The following is a 20663-nucleotide window of genomic DNA, read 5'->3' as shown; positions in this document are numbered from 1 at the left end:
GTATAGACCGCATTTTCCACGACAGCCGCTCAAAACTGTCAAAATCGAACCATTAAGATTAGTGGGAGGAACTCATTATGACTGTTGAACGTTTCCAAATCCAGGTATCCGATGAAGTGCTTGACGATTTACAATATAGACTGAATCACGTCCGCTGGCCTGATCAATTAGAAGACTCCGCTTGGGAACACGGCACTGAATTAAGTTATTTGAAATCGCTAGTTGCCTATTGGCGAGACCATTTCGACTGGCGTGTTCAAGAAGCGAAATTAAACCGCTTTTCTCAATTTCGCAGTCATATTGACGGGATCGATGTTCACTTCGTGCATGAGCGCGGCAAAGGACCTCATCCGTTGCCCATTATCCTTACCCACGGATGGCCGGACAGTTACCTGCGTTACCAGAAGATTATCCCTTTGCTTACTGATCCCGCTGCCCACGGTGGTAACCCTGAGGATGCTTTTGATGTCATTGTCCCTTCGCTTCCGGGATTTGGCTTCTCTAGCTGTCCTGACCATCGTGGCGTCAACAATTCTTATGTCTCCGAGATGTGGGCTAAACTAATGACACAAGAACTTGGGCTTAACAAATTCGCTGCTGCAGGCGGGGATATTGGCTCTGGCGTTACCAGATATCTTGCGGCAAATCATCCGGAACTGCTTGTCGGAATCCACTTAACGGATATCGGGATCATTAGAGATCTCATGACCGCGCAAGATCCGGCGAAGCTCTCAGAAGAAGAACTGCAATATAAGAAGAATGCTCAGGAATGGCTTGCCCTTGAAGGTGGCTATATCTCCATTCAATCTACGAGACCTCAGACTCTTGCCTACGGACTGTCCGACTCGCCAGCAGGTCTAGCTGGCTGGATGATTGAGAAATTCCGTGCATGGAGCGACTGCAAAGGAGACCTGCGGCAACGATTCAGCGAGGATGAGCTGCTCACGCATATTATGATTTATTGGGTTACCAATACTATAGGATCAACATCACGTATGTATTATGAGAATTCGCATTCTTTGCCGCCTCTGGGCCGCATAGAGGTACCTACAGCCGTCGCTCTTTTCCCGGCAGATATATTATTGCCACCCAAGGAATGGGCTGTACGCAACTTGAATATAACTAGCTGGAATACAATGCCCCGCGGTGGCCATTTTACTGCTCTGGAAGAGCCGGAATTGCTGGTTAAGGACATTCGCGAATTTTACAGACCCTTTAGAACAATATATTAATGGACGGGTTGACAACGCTATGCAAAAAAGCGGCTAATCCCCTCAAGGATTGGCCGCCTTTTACATAAGTGGATTATTCCGTGATTTCAGCGATGATCTCTTCATCCAAAATGAATCGCATTTGATCCCGGAAAACCCTCATCTGGTATTGATTAAACAAATATTGCGTTATGGCTTCGAACAGGTTGCCTTCCGTCAGAATTTGGGAGCGTCCTCCGGCAAATACTTCCGCAGAGAAGCCTAAGTCCTCATCCCACATCAGCTCAACGTCAACCTCATTCGGCTTAAGAGCTTTGCGTTCCGCCATATTCAAACAGACAGCATTCACGATTTCTTGTTCCGTTAAACGCATGCTTAGTACCTCGGATTATCCTGATTAGTCTTCTTTCTTTGTCTGAAGAAAGAGATCACCTTCACAACAACAGCAATCAAGGCAACCACAGCAAGCACGTTCACTAACAAGCCAAGTATATTACCTAGTGCTCCCATTCCGCCAAATAAGCCTCCAAACAGGAGACCCGCCATTCCCCCGATAAGCAGCCCTTTCATCAATCCACCGCTGAAAAAGCCAGGTTTCGTGCTTGGTGTTGCAGCGCCAGGTGTTTTGGTTGCCGAATTGCTAGGCTCATTTTTGGTAGCGTTGCTAGCAGGCGCCTTTTGTTGTTCTGTCGGTGTGTAGCTTTTGCGAGGTGCTTTATAAGAAGACTTCGCTTCTACAAGTGTTGGCACCGTAAAAGAGAACACCAGCATACTTGCCATAATCAGCATTACTAATTTCTTGAACATGATGTCATGACCTCCACGTAAGTTAATATGAAAGTTTTATCACTTTCGTCTTATTCTATACGTCTGAGCCTAGATTTGGTTTCAGTATTGATGCCTATTCCAAACTTACTTTTACTTCGCGATTAGCGACAGCTCGGATTTGTACATGGTAACCTGACATAAACTGGCTGTTCTGGCCGTTCTGCGTGTGATCTTCTTTCATGCGTAATGAATGTAACTTCTGATAATCACTTGATGAGCCTCCTGCCTCCTCCAAGCTCTAGCTCCAGCTGCTTTGTCTAAACCTGCAATTATGCATCTTTTTTGCTCATGGAATAGCCTCAACTGTTAAATTCCTGCGTATGTGCAGGTTTTTGAGGCTTTTTCTGGATGAGCGGCCGAAAAAGATAAAAATGCCTGCACAATTGCAGGCATTTCCGCTTTTTAACCGAATTCACCCGGGAATTCCTGTATTTTCACAGGCTTTTACACTTGGGTGAACGGATCTGATCACTAAATTTGGCTTATGGCACAGCCGCCTTTTTTATCTATAGAAATTCCGAATCCAGCGATGCGGCTTCAACTTCGCAAGCTGCTCCTGGGTCAATCCTTGTCCGTCGCCAACGCGCATATTGTTCTCTACATTCCGAACGGAACGCATACCTGGAATGACCGTTGAAACAGCAGGATGGCTGAGCACATATCGCAGAGCGATTTCCGGCATTTGCTCAACAGCGATATCCAGATCAGAAGCGATCTTCTGAACGCGATCATACACCTGCTGCTTGCGGTCGCCTTGGAAATAGGTATTGCGGAAGTCACCTTCATTGAATGTCGTGTCAGGCGTAATCCGGCCCGTCAAGCCGCCTTCATCCAGCGAAACTCGGACAATAACGCCAACATTATGCTCGACGCAGGCAGGGAGCAATTGATCTTCTGGGCTTTGCTCGAAAATGTTATAAATCACCTGCACCGTATCAACAAGCCCTGATTCAATCAGCTTAATCCCGTTGTTCGATTGATGATCATTAATCGAGATGCCAAAATGGCGAATCTTTCCTTGCTCTTTGAGCTTGCGAATCCCTTCCAGCCAATCTCCTTGACCCACCCACTCGTCCGACCAAACATGAAACTGTTGGACATCTATGGTATCCAAGCCCAAGTTGCGCAGGCTTTGTTCCGTGCTAGCAATGACATGCTCCGCTGTGAACGCCTCAGCCACCGGCACCCCGTCCCGCGCAGGCCATTGACGGTTGATAGGAGGGATCTTCGTCGCAACATAGATCGGCTTATTGTGTGCCCTCACCACTTGCCCGACAAGTCTTTCACTGTGGCCATCTCCATAGCCCAGCGCAGTATCAATAAAGTTCAGCCCAAGCTCAATGGAACGATTCAGCGCCTCAATCGACTCGTCATCGGATGCACCGATCCAAGCCGTTTTGCCAATCCCCCATGCCCCGTACCCGATTTCCGATATCTTCAACCCTGTTTTCCCAAGAGTTCTAATGTGCATTGCTCAGCCTCCATCGATCAACTTTGGTTTCACTGCTATTATACAGGGAAACCAAAATCTGCATAAGAACTGAAAAAGTTGTCAGTTAGTAACTTTGGCGTAAGTAGTGGGGAAAATACGAACGAAAACGACCAATACTAATTCAGTTCTTTAAAGGTACTTATAATGCTCCGAACATCCAACAACATTTTATCGTATTCTTTGGAGTCCTCTTGAGCATCAGTTTCCCCCTGATAAATGGCTTCGGTCGGGTTCTCTTTAACGAGAACGTTCCCATTAACAACTGCAAGTTTTTTGAATGGAACTGGTTGATCTTTCCCTCCATGATCCCACCATTCATTCCACTCTTTTTCAGAACCCCAGATACTTATTTGAAACAACTTAGCTTTCTCTACATTTTTTGATTTAGGTTGATACCATACTATTGTCCCTGTATCTAGTTCTTCTGTTATATATTTGCCAGCCCATGCTTGAGGGAATGTGATTTGAAACCCTAATTTTTTATTTGTATAGACCAATGGTACTTTTGCATCATTCGAAGATCCTGATGAATCAGAGTCGGAAATTCCATTCCATATCTCATTTACCGACTTCATACTGCTCGTGATATTCTTATATTTAATTTCGAACTCGGCATGATCTCCCATTGCATATGGAACACCTAAGCTAATTCCTAAAGCCTCATCTGTGAAATAAAAATTGGCATTTTTAAATGTTTCCAGCAATTCAGTTATCGAATATTTCTCCAAATATCCCTCTTGATAAATTGGACTTACCGATTGAAATGTACCTGTTTGGAAAAACTCCATAAACTTTTTATCTACATGTATAATATCGAATAACTTAATAACAGTCCCTTTATTGACATTAATATTAGTAACAAAAAACAAATTATAAGGATGAGCCGCATTTTTGAAATTGGTAATTCCCGTATATTGAATGCTAATCATTTTTTCCCTATTTAGTTTGATACTATAATCAATATTTAATGAAGATAACTCTACTTCCCCATTTTTATACTGCTTTAAAAGCTGCATCGCTTCTTCTCTTATTAAAGAGTTAATTACTTGTTGTTTACTGGTATCCTTTATATTTGTAATTTGAGGGAATTTTATTTCAACGTTTGCTTTTGTATCAATATAGCTTTCTTTCTTTATTTCTAAGTATGCTTGTTTGACCCCTCCTGCTGAGTTCTCCAGAATAATAGGCACCTCATTTTTGGGCATTGGAGACTCCTGTTGAGGTTCCGGATTTATGGGTTTAGTCGTACCGTTCAGAGTTTCTGAAGGAAGGTTAGCACTGTTCCCACTATTTTTTTCTGAACTGATCCTTGTACTGCAAGAGGATTGTAAGAAACAAAATAATATTAACAGCGTAAGAAAACTAATTTTTTTAAACATAATTGAGAATCTCCTGCCTATTCACCCAGACTGTAATCTATCGTCGATCGCATGCCACAAACTCTTAACAAAATACTGTGGGAGCATCGTAAGTATATTCGTTTTGTGTCAAGATTGAACTCAATTAAACATACTTTTGAGTTCGCATCTCGGTATATATTAGCCGCAATACACTAGGATAACAGATTTTATATATGTGGTAAATAAAGGGATGATTAAATCTTTATACCTATATTTGATCATCCTAGCAATCTCTGATAAGATCATATAGGAAAATACTACTATTTTTAGGGGATGACAAGGGAAATGAAGTTCAAAAAAATTGGACTAACGTTATTATCATTCATGATTACCTTATCTGTATCACAATCCGTTTATGCCCATTCAGGCAGAACAGATGCCAATGGAGGTCATAATTGTTCGGCAGCCTCTAAGGCTAAGGGCTTGTGTACGGGATATCATTATCACAACGGTGGATCTTCATCGGGCAGCGGCAGTGGCGGTTCTTCATCTGGGGGATCGACTTCAAATAATAAACCAGCAGAACCCGTCGAAACTATCCCTAGCGGACAAGTCAAAGTTAGTAAGCCAACCTACAGTATCTATGTTAATGGGACTTCCATACCTAATTCGTCCTTGAAATACCCCGTCATCGCTTATAAGGATATTACTTATTTCCCTATGACTTTTAAATTTACTCAGGCGCTGGCCTTAGAAACCGTTTGGGATGCAGACGCGGGATTCGTTATTCGCAAAACGTCCAACAAAGCCGGTAAACTTGAGCTAGATAACGGCTCAACAAGCGCAAACTTGTATGCCAGTAAACCCGATTTCAATATTTATGTAAACGACGTCTGGATTGATAATAATGCCGAAGAATACCCTTTATTAGTATTAAATGATGTTACTTATTTCCCAATGACCTGGCACTATGCCGTGGATGAGTTAGGTTTAACCATCAAGCTTGAGAATAATGCTTTTTATATTTCAAAATAGAACAACAAAGAAAGAGCCCGCAAGCCTGCAGGCTCCTTCTTTTACATTCAAGCAATAAACTCCGCCATAATCCGACCCACATCAAAAGGAGTAATCCCTTCATGCACAGAAAACACCGTCTGCGCACCATCCGCACGCTCCACGACTCGCCCTCTAGCCACGGCATGCAGCATGAACAAATCATACAAGTTAGGCTTTTTCAAGGAGGTCATGGCTTTGCCCATTACTACCATCCCTTTTTGATTTTCCTCTACATTGTTGTAGTAGTGAGGATGCTTCTTCAGGGCTAAGTCGCACCAGATGATCTCCCGCTCCACCAAATCCATAATAACGGGAATCGCAATCCTCGTATCTGCGGCAAGATCAATGCGATCCACCACCGTCGAAGGCTCAAAAATCTCCCCCGAACTCGGATACTTCCTCATCATCCACCCAGCAAAACATTCCGGCAGCTCACAGTAAGGCTGCTCCGTGAACGAATTCAGCGAAGCGACAATGTAGCGCCCACCATATTTCACAATAGATGGAATATCCATATCAATGAATTCACAAGCGCCATGAGGAGCCGAGGTAATATCTCCGCTGTGAGCCGCTTTATATCGATCGGAACGCAGATTCGTGTAGGAGATATGCTCGACATACTGCCACTTCTCATCATACATCACAGCCGAGAGGTCAATATCCACTCTTCCTGTATGCTTGCCGTTAACGATTCCTTCCTTCCACCATAAGAAAAAGCGGATCGTGTCCCCTTCCGGCATCTCCAGCCGACTGCCGCGAACGAGGGTACGAAGTGCCTTACTCGCCGACCTTTGAGCAAAAGGCATCACATACCGCCTCAACCTCTCATCGACATACACATCCCCCAGCGCGGGAAGTTCGGAGAATCGCTTTATTAACGTATTTTGGCATATGTGTACAATCGCCTCACACGTTTCGGCTTCAATATCGGGCAGCGTGTTCTGGATCGCTACAGCTTTACCTACATTCCCTTTTGGGAAAAATGTCCGCAGTTCATGCCTTTCATTCCTATGCTGAAAATGTGCCATCACTTGCAGCAGCACTGGCGTTGACACATCCGCGGCAATTTCCGTGAACTTCTCAACCATAGGAAGGGCATTCTCACTGATCCTGAGCAAATGATCCAGTCGTCTGGCGAACTCGCCGGCGCGACTCTTCAATAGATCCGCTGCCAAGCCTGCATCCATCTGGCGAAGCGCATGCTCAATTTTGCCACCGAACGTTGCATAGGGTTTATTATTGCGCAGGGTGTCAAAAGCTGCTTTGCAGCCGTCATATTTATGCTTGTATTCAGCCGGATGCAGAATTTCTCCGAGGCGAGTCCAGCGATTTTTGTAGCGCAGCATATCCTCAACCTTGTTCCCGCATTGCTCAAGCAACTCCAGCAGCAACCGCCTTTCTGGGCGCCTGAACTTGCGGAACTTCGTATTCGTTGCAAGGCTTACATCCCCGTCCGACAGCGCAGCCGCTAATCGCAAGATATCCGTTGCTGTTTTCATATATTTTCCGATGAGTTTAATGTCGGCCTTCTCATACTTAAGAAGCGCGGCCACGACGAATCCCACATTTTCTTTTAAAGGAATCTCGTCCGGCAGTACCGTACTCAAATCCTCATAAGAAGCGATAACCCACTGAATATCTTCCTTGTCCGCCTCGGATATTGAACTTTTCGCTCCAATTAGATTCCGAATGACCTGATCAAAATCTTCCATACTACCTAGATCAATCATCTCCAAATCAACCTGATCCAGCAGAGGTAATCTCTCCAGCGCAGCATGCTCGGGCAGTTTCAGCGTTAAATAATGATGGATCGCTTGCAAATAAAGCTCTGCTTCACTTGCCATCATCACTTGTTGCGGGAAATTGGGATACATCGGCCGGAACACGACATTCGCCCCTACCAGCGACTTCAAATCCTCCACCAACGGATGATACATGCTTAGAAACTCATCAACCGACAACGTTTGAAGAACGTCTACCAGCTTTTTTGAAAAGGTAAATCCTAAGTACTCTACATTTTTCATTGCTGTTGCGATGTATGTGAGAGGAAGACGGTTATGACCAGGATGCACCATGATCTTCCTATTTCTTCTTAGATAAATGGTATTTCTCATTGCGGCATAACGCCTCCTCATAAATTCTGGATACAATCAGGAAACTTGCCTCTCTATATCGACCAATGATTGAGAAGGAAGAGAGGCAATAGCCTGATTCGTTGTCACTTCTGGAAAGCTGCTGCCCTAAGATCCGGGTAGTTGTAGAAGGAAGGACGGCAATAGCCTGAAGTAACGTTATCATCCCATAGTTTGGAGGGGGTGAACATGGTGGAAGTATGGCGAACAGTCAACTTGGCAAAACAAAAAAACCACCGCCGGCTTAATTCGGGGGAGGTTAAAGTGGGCTCGCAATTGCAATATTCGTGTCAAGCAAATAACCTCGGCTCATGAATCCCAATCCTCGCGAGATCTTTTCACTTCGTCGAGTAGTTCTTTGCCTCTTTCAGGAGATAACATCCCAGCTGCCTCAAGAAGATCATCTACAGAATAATCATCATCTTGGGCTTCAACTGTTTGCTTATCAAGATCAATAAGTACTCGGGCATTATTTATATTTAGTTTTTGAAGCATTAATTTAATTGCACTTGCCGTCTGAAAATCAATTTTTTTGGGGATCAAGGCTATCCCTCCAATGCAATTTTATATATTTTCATTATACCACACGTTTTAAAGTTCCAAACATTCTGTCTTAATGAGGATAACGAGTTTAACAGTAAAGGAACCAAAAAAACCTAGAAATTCATTTCCAGGTTTTTTTCACGCAATTATATACTACTTAGCTTAAATCTGTAGCATCTTCTTGGATGACAAAGCTCTTTCAAAATTGAATTACCGTTGGTAATGACAATTCACTCAATCACTTGACTTGTGATAACTGATTTATATCAAAGCTAGGAAGTAATATTTTAAATTCGTTCACTTTTTTGCCAATATCAGAAGATAATTGATTTACTTTTTGATTAAATGTAAGCAAACTTCCAGTTGGAGAATCTGCTTGTGATACAAAATCAGTGAACAATGTATATAGTTGTACTAAAACATCATATGCTTTTTGATACTCTGCTGGCGGATTATTCAGAGACTGCATTAATCTATCCGTTTCTTCTTTCTTTTCATCTAACTTTGTAATTGAACTTTTTAACTCTTCACGCTTATATTTAAGAGCCTCATTAAAGTCATAAGCCTTTTTCCCATTAACGGTAGTAATCCCGTATCTGGAATCAATCGATTCCTTCCACACCTTTGAATAAGCATCGCAGATTTGGGCAGCAATTACGGTATAACCAACAATGTTTAATGTCGCTGTGCCGAGACTATGTTTATATTCCTGTAGCTGCTTTTGTTGCTGCTGCGCTTTAAGCTCCTTTTGTTGGAGTTGATAGTTATAGTAGTACCAATAACCTCCCCCTGCGCCAAAAATGACAAGTAGAGAAATTAAAATTACTATCATAAGTTTTTTCTTTTTGCTTTTCTTCGTAGTAATTTCTAGTTTTTCTTGATTTAGCTCTTTCGTTTGAAGCACTATTTCCACTTCATTGTTTTCATCACTTCCCAAAACATCATCTTCAATTAATTTATTACCACAGAAATTGCAAAATTTACTTTCATTGATAACTTCTTTTCCACATGAATTACAGAACATTTTAATCCCCTTTTATTATTATTTTCTTTAATTCTAAAGACCTAATTGAACTGGCATATCTAGACAGATAGTATTAAAACCTACAGATCAATAATTTATTATACCTATTACAAGTTAAATAAAATGTCGAATCATGGAATATTTTCCTTCGATTTTATTAAGAAAACTTTATAATCTGTCGAATAGCGGGACTTCAATACTCATGTACATCATTTTTAGATTTATTAAAGAATTATCAGTGATTGATCAATTGTGCTTGCGCGCAAATAATTGATACAAAAAGAGCAACATCGAATTTCTCGAGGTCGCTCTTTTTGTATAGATTAAATATTTCCTAATGGACCAAGCAATATAGTCCGTTATCCGAATAACTTAGGATTCGGGCCGTATTGGTTCTCATTGGGCTGACTATCTTGGCAGTTAAATACGATAAGAATAATAGAGCCGACAAATGGGATTAAACCAATGAAAATCCACCAGGCGCTCCTTCCAGTATCATGCAGTCTCCGGAAAGTGAGGGCTAGCGATGGCAATAAGATTGCCAAAGAATAGATAATAGTTAAAACTGATTTTAGCCCAGTTATTGCTTCCAAGATCGCTAGAATTACAACAACGATTAAATGAAAGAGCATAAACATCCAGTATTCCTTGCGTCGCGCTCTGCCCGAAAACCCTACGTAATTTTTTAAAACCTTCAAATACCATTCCATTTCTAGTCCTCCTTATTCATAAAAAAACGATGAAATAATTGTCGTCAACTATATCTTACAACATTTTCACTAAAAAAGGATAAAGTTTTACATAATTCTCTATAAAGTTTCAGTAAAATTCGACATTTTTCCCCGTAATTTTATATCTCATTGTATAAATGTTATTATTTAGTTGTTGATTTATTCTCATCTTTGTCTAAGGAGAAAACACAATGAAGAATAAGATAAGCAATTATTTAAATCTCATTGCTACAGTAAATGCAATCATACTGACTATTATTTTTTTGTTTTTCAATCCCTACAAACAAGAAGAGATAAATTTAGGACATGTTATTTCACTTACTTGCTTGCTCATCTTGCCTTCGATTGTGAGTCTTTTGTTCTCTCTTATGAATAAGAAACTGTTAGCCATTATTGCTGCAATTATTACATTGCCATTGTGCTTATATTTTGGGGTTGCTAAGATTCCAAGTGTATTCAACCTTTACTTATTAACACCAATTTTTTATTTATTTGGAACCAAATTTAGATTCTTTAGTGAGAAAGTTTGATAAGTAGTAAAAAGGAGACTGCATCCATACATGCAAATCTCCTTTTTGTCTTTAATAATTTCCATCGAGTCCTGTCAATCCGCCTAAAAAAGTTACTTCAATATATCACCCTTTGTCGGAATACGGACTCCCTGAGGCATGTTAAAGGAAGATACTCCGGAGGACCGCTGTACGCCAGGATTCCGTATCGTGATGCTGATCTTCAGGTCGGTACCTCCCAAGTAGCTTGTTCCGTTGCCCGTTGGTATATTTTCTACAACTTCTCCATCATACACAAGCTTGCCATTATCGTACATCTTGCCGGTTCCGTTGGCATTTCCATTCACGAAATCCCCGTCGTAGGCAATCGCGCCATTCATATAAAATTTGCCTTTCCCCTCGTAAATACCATCCTGATGCTCTCCATCATAATAAAGCGTTCCGTATTCATAGAACTTGCCTTTCCCTGACATGACGCCAGAGGTGAACTGACCTACATACTTATCCCGCTCATCGTCGGAAATAAATGTACCCGTTCCGTTGTATGCACCGTTCTTGAACGTGCCCGTATACCTTGTTTTTCCATTCGCATGGTATTCAATTCCTGTTCCTTCAGGAACGACCGAATCTGGCGTAACCTGCCCAGCGTATTGTAGATAACCTTCGGGAGCATAAATTTTGGCATCCCCCAATTTATTATTCTCTGGACGTGTCATTTCTGAATACAAGCTGCCATCCTCGTTGTAACCTATGTCCTGAATGACTCCATTGACCCTTTTTCCTTCTGAGCGCAGTTTCCCGTCTTTGAAAAATGTTTTGCCGACCAGATTGATTTTCCCATTCACGAATTCACCTTCATAACGCTTTTGTCCGTTCGGGTAATAAGCTGCCCCTTGTCCATGCGCCACGCCATTAACTACCTCACCTATGTATTTGTATGTTATATCAGACATTTTGATCGTCGTTTCTTTCACAGCAGCGCCAGGCTTATCCGCTTTGGCAGGCACTGATGATGTGGCCGCTGGTATGCTGGCAGTTGCTGCCCCATTCTCTCCAGCCTTGGAGGTGCTGCCCGGCACTGGTTCATTGACAAGGACAGTTGAAGCGTTCTGACCAGGAGGTGTGGAGGACGATGGTTCAGACTTTACGTAGGCAGGCTTGTCCGTGATTTTCTCATACAGTTTGTAGCCCAATGTTCCACTTATAGCAAGAAGAGAACCTAACAACATAATAGCGAGTACATTTCTCATGATGTCACCTCAAAAATTATTTAATTTGGGATCTCATCTACCCGATGCGAATACATAGATTCCCTGCATAGACAATGACCTCTTTTCTACGTTAGCATACTAAAGGTGATTTTGAAAGTATCATTGGGGCGTTTTCTGTTCAGCAAAAAAACAAAAAACCTCTCATCTTGAGAGGCTGTGAAAACTCTGTTAATCTCGTGATTGAATCGCTGCGCTATCTTACAACAACTGTTTTGATTGCTTTAATGAATTTTTAGCCTTGCATAGGGGGCATCTATCGTTATTATGCTTATAAGTGTATACTGCGCCATGCTGAAGGGCCTCTACTATCGCCATGAGCATTTCGTCATGCTCTTTAGTTTTATATTCACATTTATTGCAGTAGACATATACTTTCAAATTAGTTTCCTCCCATACACCAAGGAGAGTCAAGACACTCCCAGATGTTTCATCTGCTCATGGCCTCACTTAACAGTCTCAAACCTCGTTAAAATCCCGTCCGAACGATTCAAATGAAAATAGGTGACAAAGTTGTCTAGCGACGTATCGCCGCTTTTCAGTTTCTTAAGCATTTTCCGGCTTCGATTCAAAATATAATCTTTATGATCAATGGAAAAAACAAATCCTAAACCAGATGTCATGCTAAATCCCTCAAGATCGAGCACTCGTGTGTAGATCAGGGGACTGCTTATTGTGTTATTGCTTAAACTAATGTCAATGATTTTAATAGGCTCGTCTGAGTCACTCAAAATGTCATTTAGCATAAGCACCCTTCCGTCTTATCGACGTGTATGACCTCGTATAAGGAGGCCCTTGATTGCAGCATTGCCGCTATCAATTCGTTCTCGATCTGATTCTCTGAGGAATAGTTTTCTGCGAAACGCGATTATTCCTCCATTCTAAATTCAGTACCATTTAATAACCGCGGTGCTAGATACCTTAACATAATCCTTCTTTTATCACTATGAAAAACCCTTCTTTATGAGCTACGCATAATATCTGTTCTATTAAATAAATTTGACGAAATCGGTGAAAAAGAAAAAAACCTCCCATCTTGAGAGGTTGTGAAGATCCTGTTAATCCATTACTCCTTTGAGCTTATTATCCAAAATCCCCTTCTCCAGCCTCAAATGGAGTAATTCCGTATCCAAATCCTGACCTATGGTATGAACCGAAGTAATAATATCCTCTGCTGTAAGCATGTGAATAGAATCTGCCTTCTCGGAGATGTAGGTTAGGATAATGTCTATGAATTCTTTGCACACGTTGATTCTTTGAAGGAGTATTTGTTCTTCTTTAATGGTTTCATTGTATTTGGCAAGGATATCGTTCATGTGGCTCACCTCCGATGATAGGCAAAACTACGACTAAATAAGTAGAATGGTTGGACACACCGACTGGCTAAAATTTTGTTTTTATCATTCTTTAATCTCTACGCAGTAGTTTGCCCATTAACTTCGCGAATCGCATAGCGACTAGGTAAAAAAATATCATCCTTATTTTTTCTGTATAAATTGGCAATCTCTTCAGCACGAGTTGAGCTAATCTGCCTATGTCCATTTTCAATTTGAGATAGATATCCCGCAGAGATATTGAGCTTTCTTGCAGCATCCTCTATGGATAACTGAGAAGATATCCTAGCTGTTTTCACTAAACTATTCATTTAGCACCTCCAGAATTCCTACGAACTATGCAATACGCATAGTTATATTTTGATTTTACAATGCATATTGCGAAGTGTCAATGCATATCGTGAAGTTAAGGGTAAATAAATTCACATTGCGCATTGTGCAAAGTATAATCTAATTAGGTGATGAATATGTTCGGAACAAGACTAAGAAGTCTTAGAAAGAAAACTGGTCTAACCATGAAAGAGTTAGGATCTAAATTCAATTTGGCAGAGTCCACGATATCTGGTTATGAAAACGGAGCACGAAAACCAGACATTGAAATTATGGAGAAAATCGCCGATTACTTCGAGGTAAGTGTCGATTATTTACTGGGGCGAGCGACTGATCAAGAACAATCTACTGTCGGCCGTTCCTTACTCCAAGGCGCTGATCAATACACGGAGGAAGAACTGGAAATTGCCCGTGCCGCGGCACAGGCTGCTGTTGAGGCTTATCGGAAGGGTTTGAATAGGAGGAAATAAACGACATCTGAATAGATGTCGTTTATTTTTATTTAAGCATTTTTATTTTTCGTCCAACCAACATATTACCCGCCCATCTATAAATTATGCCTTGCCAATTTTGCAATTAGACATCAAATTGGTTCTCGAGGTCGCTCTTTTGGTTTTATAACTTAATCGTTTTCTGATGGTCATAGCAGTAAACTTGTCCTCCAAACTTATTTGGACGTTCCAAGCAGTAATCCCTAACCTTTTCACTGACTCTTTTGCCACATTCAGCACAATCAAATGATTCTACTGTATCTTCAACTATTGCTTTGGGGTATTGTACTTGATTAGCTCTTACAATTCTATGTTTCACAATAACATAACTAATCCTAATCAACAGCAATACGACAACTACGACAAACGCAATATTTAAATCAGATTCATCGACCTTCAAACTATTTTCTCCAGTGGTTTGAAACACAAAATGTTTAAGCACATATATAAATGCTTTAAGTATTACAATCAGTCCCAAAGCGCTGGCTAAAAAAGTTGAAATCGTGAGCTTCTTACTTTTCATACTGTCATCTCTCTTCATTCAAGTTTTTAAGATATACCCTTTTGGGCTTTCCATCGTTTTAATTTGTCCTCCAACATTAAACCGTTAATCAATTTGATATTAAGCTTTTCAGCTGCTTCTTTGGCCGCTCTTGTATAATTACTAGTCGTAACAATCCAAGCATCATAGCAACCGTGAACTTGTTTCCCTGCCTTTAGTCTTAGAACAATATCGTTCCCCACATCTCTCTTCCATCTTTTGCATTGCACGGCAATTTTGTAGCCTTCTTTGCCTTTGATTATCAAATCAACCTCATGATCCCCTGATCCACCGATACGTTCTACCTGATAACCCTGATCTTTATAGTAAAGCATCATTAATCTCTCGAAATCTGTGCCCGAAAGTGAATCAATATTAACTTTAAGTAGCTCACTATCAGACAATACTTTTTTACTATTGCTAGGAGAGCTCTTCACAGGAGACGTAGTTCTTTGTTGCTTTCTAGCCTTCTTATCTGCTCTTCTTTTCTTCGTCCATCGGGCACCAAATATTTCACCGACCAGAACAGAAGAAAAAATAATCACAAAAAACATCCACCAGATTTCTTTTAAACTAGTGAAATAGAAGATTGAAAGACCCGTAAGAACGCTTAATCCTCGTATTATATAGGCTACTTGTCTTCCTTCCGCGTAATACGTTCTTGCCATTGCAGAACCACCTTTAAAGAGTATTATTATAAAGACTCAAAACTTCAATAAAAACAATACAATATTCGACAATATTCCTGATTTTCCCTTTAATTCTAAATAACTGAATAACTAGAGGTTATACAGTAGAAAAAGCCCCTTATAATTATAAGGAGCTACAATAATCTATTAATTTCAGAAATTGTGATATTAAATAATTTTTATCTACCTCTAGTAGCCTACATTTAATTACCCAATAAACTCCTATCTGGATAAGATTCTAGTAACACATGCATGTTCTCTCGGATAATTTTCATTTTAACTTTAAGTAGTAACCATTTTTTAGAAAAATGATACATCTTACAAATACCCCTACACTGATATATAATAAACAATATCATATATTCGCTATTTATTAACGAACAAACGTTTGTTATAATGGGGTTACTTGCAATAATAATGAGGTGTTTAAATGACATACAACAAACCAACAATTGTAGAATTATTTTCTGGTCCTGGTGGACTAGCATTGGGTTTTCACTTAGCCGGATTTGAGACACTTGTTGCCTATGAGTTTGAGGAAGATAGCATAAATACTTATAAAGCTAACTTCCCCAATACAAATGTAATTAAAAAAGATTTAGCTAATTTTTCTGATGATGATATTAGTGAGTTAAGAGAGTATGTTTACAAAAAAACTGAGCAGTACTCCGTTGACATTGTTATGGGTGGGCCCCCTTGTAGAAGTTTCTCGACTTCTAACCCCAAAAGAACACATGGTGATAAAAGAGATTATTACTACAAACAACTTATCCGCGTTGCTTCTGAACTAAACGCTAAATATTTCATTATGGAGAATGTAGATGATATCCTATCTAAATCTATATCAAAAACTAGTCAAAAAAAGGTCTTTCATTGTTTACTAGAAGATTTGCAAAATGAGGGCTTTCTCTATATTAACTTTAAAATTCTCAAAGCAGCAGATTATGGGACACCGCAAACAAGAGAAAGAATTTTTATTCTTGCAACCAAGGACTCTTCTTTACCATTAACCTATCCTGAACCTACTCATTCTGAACATGGTACTACATTACCACGTTGGGTTACAGTTGAAGAGGCTTTTGAAGATTTACCAAAAGTTACTTCAGTTAAGGATACAAAGGTTGGTGAAGATCAGTTTTTAGTCAAGAATTCAAAAACTAATAATTCCGGTTTTTATTTTTGTGATACATACAAAAAAAAGCCCTCAGGCGCTTTCTCTAAATACTGTAGAAATATAGAAAACTCGATATATGACTATCGAAAATTTACGTGGGTAAATTTCAAAAAAGATATCTTAACATTATTTAACATTCCAAATCATAGCAATAGAATTATTGAAAGATATAATCTTTTGCAAGAGGACGAAAATCAAGGCGATCTTGTTACAAGATTACGTAATGAGCTCTCCACTGATGAATTCCAACAATTACTTGATAAAAAGATTATACCTAAAGGTGTATTTATTCAAAAAAACAGAAAACTTCCAGCAAATATTCCTTCTAGAACCGTTACTTCTCACGCCAGGGAAGAATTAGTTCATCCTAATTTCAATCGAAATCTCACCGCTAGAGAAGTTGCTAGACTCCAAGGTTTCCCTGACTGGTACATTTTTACTGGCGCTAATCAAAAACCACATAAGCCAGATTCTGAAAAAGAAATAGGGACAGGCAGAGACTATTATCAGCAAATAGGAGATGCAGTTCCACCACTCATGTCAGCAGCATTAGCGAAAGAAATCTTGAATAACTTATCTAACATGAGAGATGCAACATACGCTCCCTTAAGAGAAAATATTATTAAATATATTTATTCCAACAATTTAAAGCTAACAGACCTTAAACAAAAATTGAAAATCGATGCTGTTGGATTGGCTGATATACTATCTGGAATTATTGAGCCTAAGAATCAAAATCTCTTATATAATGAAGTTGAAATTACTGAAAAAAAAGAACAACCTGCCAAACAAGTTGCCTTAATTTAAGGCAACTTGTTTTAATTAGGTCTCCAACTAGAATTAATTACTTCTGGCTTATCCGTAATTATTTGTAATACTTGATTTGCATGATTTAGTATTTTGGACTGTAATTCATCTATGGGGGCTCTGACTATGTTATCATCAACGGAAACTTCTTTTTCCATAAAATAGACTCCATGCCAGTCTGTCTTCGCCATTTCGTAATACTGTCCTCTTAAATAAGAATCAGGGTCAAGCGCTAGTAATATTGACCATAAATTCTTATTCATTGCATCTTTGCTCGTTGAAGCATTTATTTTCATTCTATCTCTAATGGAAGTTTTACATTGTATTAAACCGAACAAACGCCATTTTCTATGGTATGTACTATAAAACAATAAAAATAAATCAAAATCCTTTTTCTTTAAAAGTGACTCAAAATATTTTTTTTGTTCATTATCAAAAAAGTGCAATGGTGCTGGGTAACCTTCATTATTATTAATATGCTCTCCCTTAAGAAGTTTTTTCAAATCTCTTGGGTTGACAACCTTAATTTCATCATCTTCTGACTCAAATGTACCCTCAAAGAAATTCTCCCAGGCAATACCTGATGATCGTTTCCAACTTTGTTTTGCACTTTCAAATGAACTTATCAATTCATCATCAAAAAATAATTCTTCTAAGATTTCTCGTTTAATATTATATTTTAGACCAAATACATCCATATCTACACCTTCACTTTGAAGATATGAGTACACATGAGCTTTTTCAACTATCCTCCACATCTGGCCTGGATTTTCATTTGGAAATGTATTCAACAATGATTCAAAAGTTGCAAAAATAGTTTCACGACGCATAGATGCTCTCTTACTCTTGCTTGGCTTTTTCGTTAATACACCTAATTTATCTACTATAAGCTTGTTATATTCGTTTATGGCAGTTTCTTGAATCATGAATGACATTTTTATAATCTCCCTTTGAATAATTTTTCTGCAACATTTAATGGGGAATTATGACGTTCAGATAGTACATGAACCAAACTCCAAATAGTAGTTAGCTTTGCATTACTTTGACCATTTTCAATCTCAGATACTGTCGATTGCTTTACGTTAATTAGACCCGCCAATTGCTCTTGTGTCAGTTTAAGATCCTTGCGAAGATTGTATAAGTTTTCTCCAAACCATTTTAATTTTTCTTTTTCACTAGTTTGATTCAACGTTTAACCTCCCAATACAACTACTAAATAAAGGATAATAAACTAAAGACCATTGAACCATCCTCTGCAGAGGATATTCCAATGGTCTTTAGTTTCAATTTCACATTTTTTGTATATTTTCGCACACCTTATTTGCCATAGTTCTCTATGAGGCTTAAGTATTTCATTAATCTTTTCATCAACTTCTTCTAAGCCATACATTATAACTTCTAAGTCTTTTTTCTCAGAAATCAAGTCAATTGGTTGTTGTGTTTTACTAGATGTATGCGCGGTTTCTCCTCTTCTAGACCATATGAATCTAGCTGCGTCTATCGCCCCTGACGGGATTTCCTTGTCATCCGCGAAGCTAGTTTCGTTATCCGATTCGATAGACAACTTGAGCGCATTCGCAACCAACACAGCCATCTCAGTGCACGTAATTTCCGCATTTGGTCTGAACGAACCGTCCTAATAACCGTGAATGACGCCCGCTTGCACCGCTTGCGCGACTGCTTTGTGTACCCAGACCACGGTCAGCGCCGCTCCTTCCGTTTGTGGCTTTAGCGCATTAATCAGCATCACCGGGAATTCCGTGCGCGTCACCGTTGTGTCAGATTTAAACATGTCCGTTCGGATAGCCGGTGACGATGCCTCCGCTAACTGCCTGCTTTATCTTTGCTTCCGGCCCAATGTCCGATGACGTCGGTAAAGTCATTTGGGGTTGTGGGGGTTGCCGACACATGTTGGGTTAAATCTACGGCCAGCACGCCCTTTTACGTAAAGTGATCGACTTCTACGGTAATGTAACTGCCGTTTACTTTGCCCCCAGTTCCACCCAAAACTTCTTTTCTTCGTCATAATAGAAGACGGCTGCCCGTTGGTTGTTCTCCATGCTTGCCGGATTGAATGTGAGAGTGAGCAGTTCCCGAACGCAGTGCTCATTTCAAAGCCTAAGCCGTATGTAATAAGGGATCTTTTTTAAAAGGCGGGTTAAAACTGCCGATAAGTTCGATCTAGTCATCTCATTTATACAATCGCATAAAGCAAAAAAAACCGAACGATTGCTATACTAATCGTTCGGATTCTTTTGCTCATGCACAGCGGCCGCACCACGATCCCTCATCACCGAAGGAGAAACCCCATACTTCTTCTTCCACACCTTCGAGAAGTGCGATACGTTCTCAAAGCCTGTAGCCAAACAAACCTCCGTTATGGATATTCTTGAGTTGCTTAGCAGTTCCTTCGCCTTCTCTAACCGACGGTTGCGAATCCACTGAAATGCAGGCTCATTATAGATCTTCCGGAATTCCCGTTTGAAGGTGGATAAGCTTTTGCCGGACAAATAGGCCAGATCCTGAAGCGATACGGGGTTTAGCAGGTTCTTCTCCACCACCTCAACAATGCTTGTGGGACGCTGCTGCCTCAGCTGCAGGATTTGGTTCAATAGCCCTTGGTCCGCATCCAATATATCAAAAAGAAGCTCCAGCATTTTCAGCTTAATTAATTCGTCTTGAATGCCCTCCGGCTCTGCAAAATAGGGCTTGAGTGAAGCCATATAGCTTAACAGGCGCTCATTCACCGGATGAACAGTAGCCGCGGCAGGCGATACAGACTTGGAGGAAGGTAGACTGGATAATTTCATAAAATCATGAAGCAATTCATCCTTCAAAAAGAACATCATGTAATCCAATACATGCCTCGAATCTGCTTCCCCATACTTCTCATACTCAACGACGATTCCTTTATGCAAGAGCGCCATTTCGTTTTTCCTTACTGTATATTCCTGATCACCGTATCTGACAATGTAGACACCTTCCAGAACAACTAATAGAACATGCTCCTGAAGATGCATTCTCCCCGTCTTGATATCCGAATAGGCGCATGCCCCCATGACCGACAATCCTTTCATCTTCAAAACGCCAACACTGGCTAGACTCTGAGGCATTTTCACAGCCTTGCTAATTGAGGACCCCATTCGTCTCACTCCTTATCTGA

At 40.1% G+C, this 20663-nt stretch carries 22 protein-coding genes and 1 pseudogene; 5 read left to right on the top strand and 18 right to left on the bottom strand.

Annotated features, from left to right (window positions below):
* Positions 1-77: 77 nt before the first annotated feature.
* Positions 78-1232, top strand: a complete 1155-nt coding sequence (locus BC351_RS20920) for an epoxide hydrolase family protein (RefSeq protein WP_079414684.1) — start codon at positions 78-80, stop codon at positions 1230-1232.
* Between the two features lie 73 nt (positions 1233-1305).
* On the opposite strand, the gene BC351_RS20915 is transcribed toward BC351_RS20920, so the two are convergent.
* From BC351_RS20915 to BC351_RS20900, 4 genes are all read right to left on the bottom strand, one after another.
* On the bottom strand, positions 1306-1584 hold the full coding sequence (locus BC351_RS20915) for a DUF2653 family protein (protein ID WP_079414683.1): 279 nt from the start codon (positions 1582-1584) through the stop codon (positions 1306-1308).
* Positions 1585-1586: 2 nt separating this feature from the next.
* Entirely contained in the window at positions 1587-2018 is a 432-nt protein-coding gene (locus BC351_RS20910; protein WP_079414681.1) for a hypothetical protein, read from the bottom strand.
* A gap of 523 nt (positions 2019-2541) precedes the next feature.
* Complete coding sequence (locus BC351_RS20905; protein WP_079414680.1) at positions 2542-3510, bottom strand: aldo/keto reductase; 969 nt, start codon at positions 3508-3510, stop codon at positions 2542-2544.
* Positions 3511-3647: 137 nt separating this feature from the next.
* Positions 3648-4910 carry a polysaccharide deacetylase family protein gene (locus tag BC351_RS20900; RefSeq protein ID WP_079414678.1) on the bottom strand — a complete coding sequence of 421 codons (1263 nt, stop codon included), beginning with the start codon at positions 4908-4910 and terminating at the stop codon, positions 3648-3650.
* A gap of 306 nt (positions 4911-5216) precedes the next feature.
* Between BC351_RS20900 and BC351_RS20895 the strand changes: the two genes are divergently transcribed.
* The gene (locus BC351_RS20895) at positions 5217-5906 is read left to right on the top strand and encodes a YHYH domain-containing protein (protein ID WP_079414677.1); all 690 of its coding nucleotides are present in this window, start codon (positions 5217-5219) and stop codon (positions 5904-5906) included.
* Positions 5907-5953: 47 nt separating this feature from the next.
* On the opposite strand, the gene BC351_RS20890 is transcribed toward BC351_RS20895, so the two are convergent.
* The 4 genes from BC351_RS20890 to BC351_RS20875 all read right to left on the bottom strand — a co-directional run bounded on the left by BC351_RS20890 (position 5954) and on the right by BC351_RS20875 (position 10336).
* Positions 5954-8041 carry a TerD family protein gene (locus BC351_RS20890; protein WP_079414675.1) on the bottom strand — a complete coding sequence of 696 codons (2088 nt, stop codon included), beginning with the start codon at positions 8039-8041 and terminating at the stop codon, positions 5954-5956.
* 327 nt (positions 8042-8368) lie between these two features.
* A complete protein-coding gene (locus BC351_RS20885) occupies positions 8369-8602 on the bottom strand; it encodes a hypothetical protein (RefSeq protein WP_079414673.1) in 234 nt (77 codons plus the stop codon).
* Between the two features lie 238 nt (positions 8603-8840).
* Entirely contained in the window at positions 8841-9626 is a 786-nt protein-coding gene (locus BC351_RS20880; RefSeq protein ID WP_079414672.1) for a zinc ribbon domain-containing protein, read from the bottom strand.
* A gap of 359 nt (positions 9627-9985) precedes the next feature.
* Positions 9986-10336, bottom strand: a complete 351-nt coding sequence (locus BC351_RS20875) for a DUF805 domain-containing protein (RefSeq protein WP_079414670.1) — start codon at positions 10334-10336, stop codon at positions 9986-9988.
* Positions 10337-10548: 212 nt separating this feature from the next.
* Here BC351_RS20875 and BC351_RS20870 point away from each other — a divergent pair, with 212 nt between their 5' ends.
* Positions 10549-10887, top strand: coding sequence for a hypothetical protein (locus BC351_RS20870; RefSeq protein WP_079414669.1), 339 nt, complete (start codon positions 10549-10551; stop codon positions 10885-10887).
* A gap of 92 nt (positions 10888-10979) precedes the next feature.
* Here BC351_RS20870 and BC351_RS20865 read toward each other — a convergent pair whose 3' ends face one another.
* The 4 genes and pseudogenes from BC351_RS20865 to BC351_RS20845 all read right to left on the bottom strand — a co-directional run bounded on the left by BC351_RS20865 (position 10980) and on the right by BC351_RS20845 (position 13779).
* Complete coding sequence (locus tag BC351_RS20865; RefSeq protein WP_079414667.1) at positions 10980-12116, bottom strand: MORN repeat-containing protein; 1137 nt, start codon at positions 12114-12116, stop codon at positions 10980-10982.
* Positions 12117-12580: 464 nt separating this feature from the next.
* Positions 12581-12942, bottom strand: a pseudogene (locus BC351_RS20855) (DUF7986 domain-containing protein).
* A gap of 250 nt (positions 12943-13192) precedes the next feature.
* Complete coding sequence (locus BC351_RS20850; RefSeq protein WP_079414662.1) at positions 13193-13450, bottom strand: hypothetical protein; 258 nt, start codon at positions 13448-13450, stop codon at positions 13193-13195.
* Positions 13451-13548: 98 nt separating this feature from the next.
* Positions 13549-13779, bottom strand: a complete 231-nt coding sequence (locus tag BC351_RS20845) for a helix-turn-helix domain-containing protein (protein WP_079414661.1) — start codon at positions 13777-13779, stop codon at positions 13549-13551.
* 156 nt (positions 13780-13935) lie between these two features.
* Here BC351_RS20845 and BC351_RS20840 point away from each other — a divergent pair, with 156 nt between their 5' ends.
* The gene (locus BC351_RS20840) at positions 13936-14268 is read left to right on the top strand and encodes a helix-turn-helix domain-containing protein (RefSeq protein ID WP_079414659.1); all 333 of its coding nucleotides are present in this window, start codon (positions 13936-13938) and stop codon (positions 14266-14268) included.
* A gap of 145 nt (positions 14269-14413) precedes the next feature.
* Here the strand turns inward: BC351_RS20840 and BC351_RS20835 are convergent, their stop codons facing one another.
* Complete coding sequence (locus BC351_RS20835) at positions 14414-14812, bottom strand: hypothetical protein (RefSeq protein ID WP_079414658.1); 399 nt, start codon at positions 14810-14812, stop codon at positions 14414-14416.
* A 26-nt stretch (positions 14813-14838) separates the two neighbouring features.
* Positions 14839-15498 carry a restriction endonuclease gene (locus tag BC351_RS20830; protein WP_079414656.1) on the bottom strand — a complete coding sequence of 220 codons (660 nt, stop codon included), beginning with the start codon at positions 15496-15498 and terminating at the stop codon, positions 14839-14841.
* A gap of 451 nt (positions 15499-15949) precedes the next feature.
* Between BC351_RS20830 and BC351_RS20825 the strand changes: the two genes are divergently transcribed.
* Positions 15950-17500: a DNA cytosine methyltransferase gene (locus tag BC351_RS20825; protein ID WP_079414655.1), complete on the top strand. Its 1551-nt coding sequence runs from the start codon at positions 15950-15952 to the stop codon at positions 17498-17500.
* Between the two features lie 11 nt (positions 17501-17511).
* On the opposite strand, the gene BC351_RS20820 is transcribed toward BC351_RS20825, so the two are convergent.
* From BC351_RS20820 to BC351_RS20805, 4 genes are all read right to left on the bottom strand, one after another.
* Entirely contained in the window at positions 17512-18435 is a 924-nt protein-coding gene (locus tag BC351_RS20820) for a BsaWI family type II restriction enzyme (RefSeq protein WP_079414653.1), read from the bottom strand.
* Positions 18436-18437: 2 nt separating this feature from the next.
* The gene (locus tag BC351_RS20815; protein ID WP_079414651.1) at positions 18438-18689 is read right to left on the bottom strand and encodes a helix-turn-helix domain-containing protein; all 252 of its coding nucleotides are present in this window, start codon (positions 18687-18689) and stop codon (positions 18438-18440) included.
* A gap of 42 nt (positions 18690-18731) precedes the next feature.
* On the bottom strand, positions 18732-19094 hold the full coding sequence (locus BC351_RS20810) for a hypothetical protein (RefSeq protein ID WP_079414650.1): 363 nt from the start codon (positions 19092-19094) through the stop codon (positions 18732-18734).
* A 643-nt stretch (positions 19095-19737) separates the two neighbouring features.
* Positions 19738-20643 (bottom strand): helix-turn-helix domain-containing protein, encoded by a 906-nt coding sequence (locus BC351_RS20805; RefSeq protein ID WP_079414649.1) that lies wholly within the window; start codon positions 20641-20643, stop codon positions 19738-19740.
* Positions 20644-20663: the final 20 nt, after the last annotated feature.

Source organism: Paenibacillus ferrarius (assembly GCF_002027705.1).
GTDB lineage: Bacteria > Bacillota > Bacilli > Paenibacillales > NBRC-103111 > Paenibacillus_E > Paenibacillus_E ferrarius.
Note: the sequence above shows the minus strand (reverse complement) of the source record. Positions and strands in the feature narration are given on the sequence as shown.

What these genes read in the sequence shown, in the direction of transcription:
- BC351_RS20875 (WP_079414670.1), bottom strand. Translation starts at nt 10,336, where the DNA reads ATGGAATGGTATTTGAAGGTTTTAAAAAATTACGTAGGGTTTTCGGGC.
- BC351_RS20870 (WP_079414669.1), top strand. Translation starts at nt 10,549, where the DNA reads ATGAAGAATAAGATAAGCAATTATTTAAATCTCATTGCTACAGTAAAT.
- BC351_RS20900 (WP_079414678.1), bottom strand. Translation starts at nt 4,910, where the DNA reads ATGTTTAAAAAAATTAGTTTTCTTACGCTGTTAATATTATTTTGTTTC.
- BC351_RS20825 (WP_079414655.1), top strand. Translation starts at nt 15,950, where the DNA reads ATGACATACAACAAACCAACAATTGTAGAATTATTTTCTGGTCCTGGT.
- BC351_RS20920 (WP_079414684.1), top strand. Translation starts at nt 78, where the DNA reads ATGACTGTTGAACGTTTCCAAATCCAGGTATCCGATGAAGTGCTTGAC.
- BC351_RS20810 (WP_079414650.1), bottom strand. Translation starts at nt 19,094, where the DNA reads ATGGCTGTGTTGGTTGCGAATGCGCTCAAGTTGTCTATCGAATCGGAT.
- BC351_RS20840 (WP_079414659.1), top strand. Translation starts at nt 13,936, where the DNA reads ATGTTCGGAACAAGACTAAGAAGTCTTAGAAAGAAAACTGGTCTAACC.
- BC351_RS20830 (WP_079414656.1), bottom strand. Translation starts at nt 15,498, where the DNA reads ATGGCAAGAACGTATTACGCGGAAGGAAGACAAGTAGCCTATATAATA.
- BC351_RS20895 (WP_079414677.1), top strand. Translation starts at nt 5,217, where the DNA reads ATGAAGTTCAAAAAAATTGGACTAACGTTATTATCATTCATGATTACC.
- BC351_RS20880 (WP_079414672.1), bottom strand. Translation starts at nt 9,626, where the DNA reads ATGTTCTGTAATTCATGTGGAAAAGAAGTTATCAATGAAAGTAAATTT.
- BC351_RS20915 (WP_079414683.1), bottom strand. Translation starts at nt 1,584, where the DNA reads ATGCGTTTAACGGAACAAGAAATCGTGAATGCTGTCTGTTTGAATATG.
- BC351_RS20865 (WP_079414667.1), bottom strand. Translation starts at nt 12,116, where the DNA reads ATGAGAAATGTACTCGCTATTATGTTGTTAGGTTCTCTTCTTGCTATA.
- BC351_RS20805 (WP_079414649.1), bottom strand. Translation starts at nt 20,643, where the DNA reads ATGGGGTCCTCAATTAGCAAGGCTGTGAAAATGCCTCAGAGTCTAGCC.
- BC351_RS20835 (WP_079414658.1), bottom strand. Translation starts at nt 14,812, where the DNA reads ATGAAAAGTAAGAAGCTCACGATTTCAACTTTTTTAGCCAGCGCTTTG.
- BC351_RS20905 (WP_079414680.1), bottom strand. Translation starts at nt 3,510, where the DNA reads ATGCACATTAGAACTCTTGGGAAAACAGGGTTGAAGATATCGGAAATC.
- BC351_RS20850 (WP_079414662.1), bottom strand. Translation starts at nt 13,450, where the DNA reads ATGAACGATATCCTTGCCAAATACAATGAAACCATTAAAGAAGAACAA.
- BC351_RS20890 (WP_079414675.1), bottom strand. Translation starts at nt 8,041, where the DNA reads ATGAGAAATACCATTTATCTAAGAAGAAATAGGAAGATCATGGTGCAT.
- BC351_RS20910 (WP_079414681.1), bottom strand. Translation starts at nt 2,018, where the DNA reads ATGTTCAAGAAATTAGTAATGCTGATTATGGCAAGTATGCTGGTGTTC.
- BC351_RS20820 (WP_079414653.1), bottom strand. Translation starts at nt 18,435, where the DNA reads ATGTCATTCATGATTCAAGAAACTGCCATAAACGAATATAACAAGCTT.
- BC351_RS20845 (WP_079414661.1), bottom strand. Translation starts at nt 13,779, where the DNA reads ATGAATAGTTTAGTGAAAACAGCTAGGATATCTTCTCAGTTATCCATA.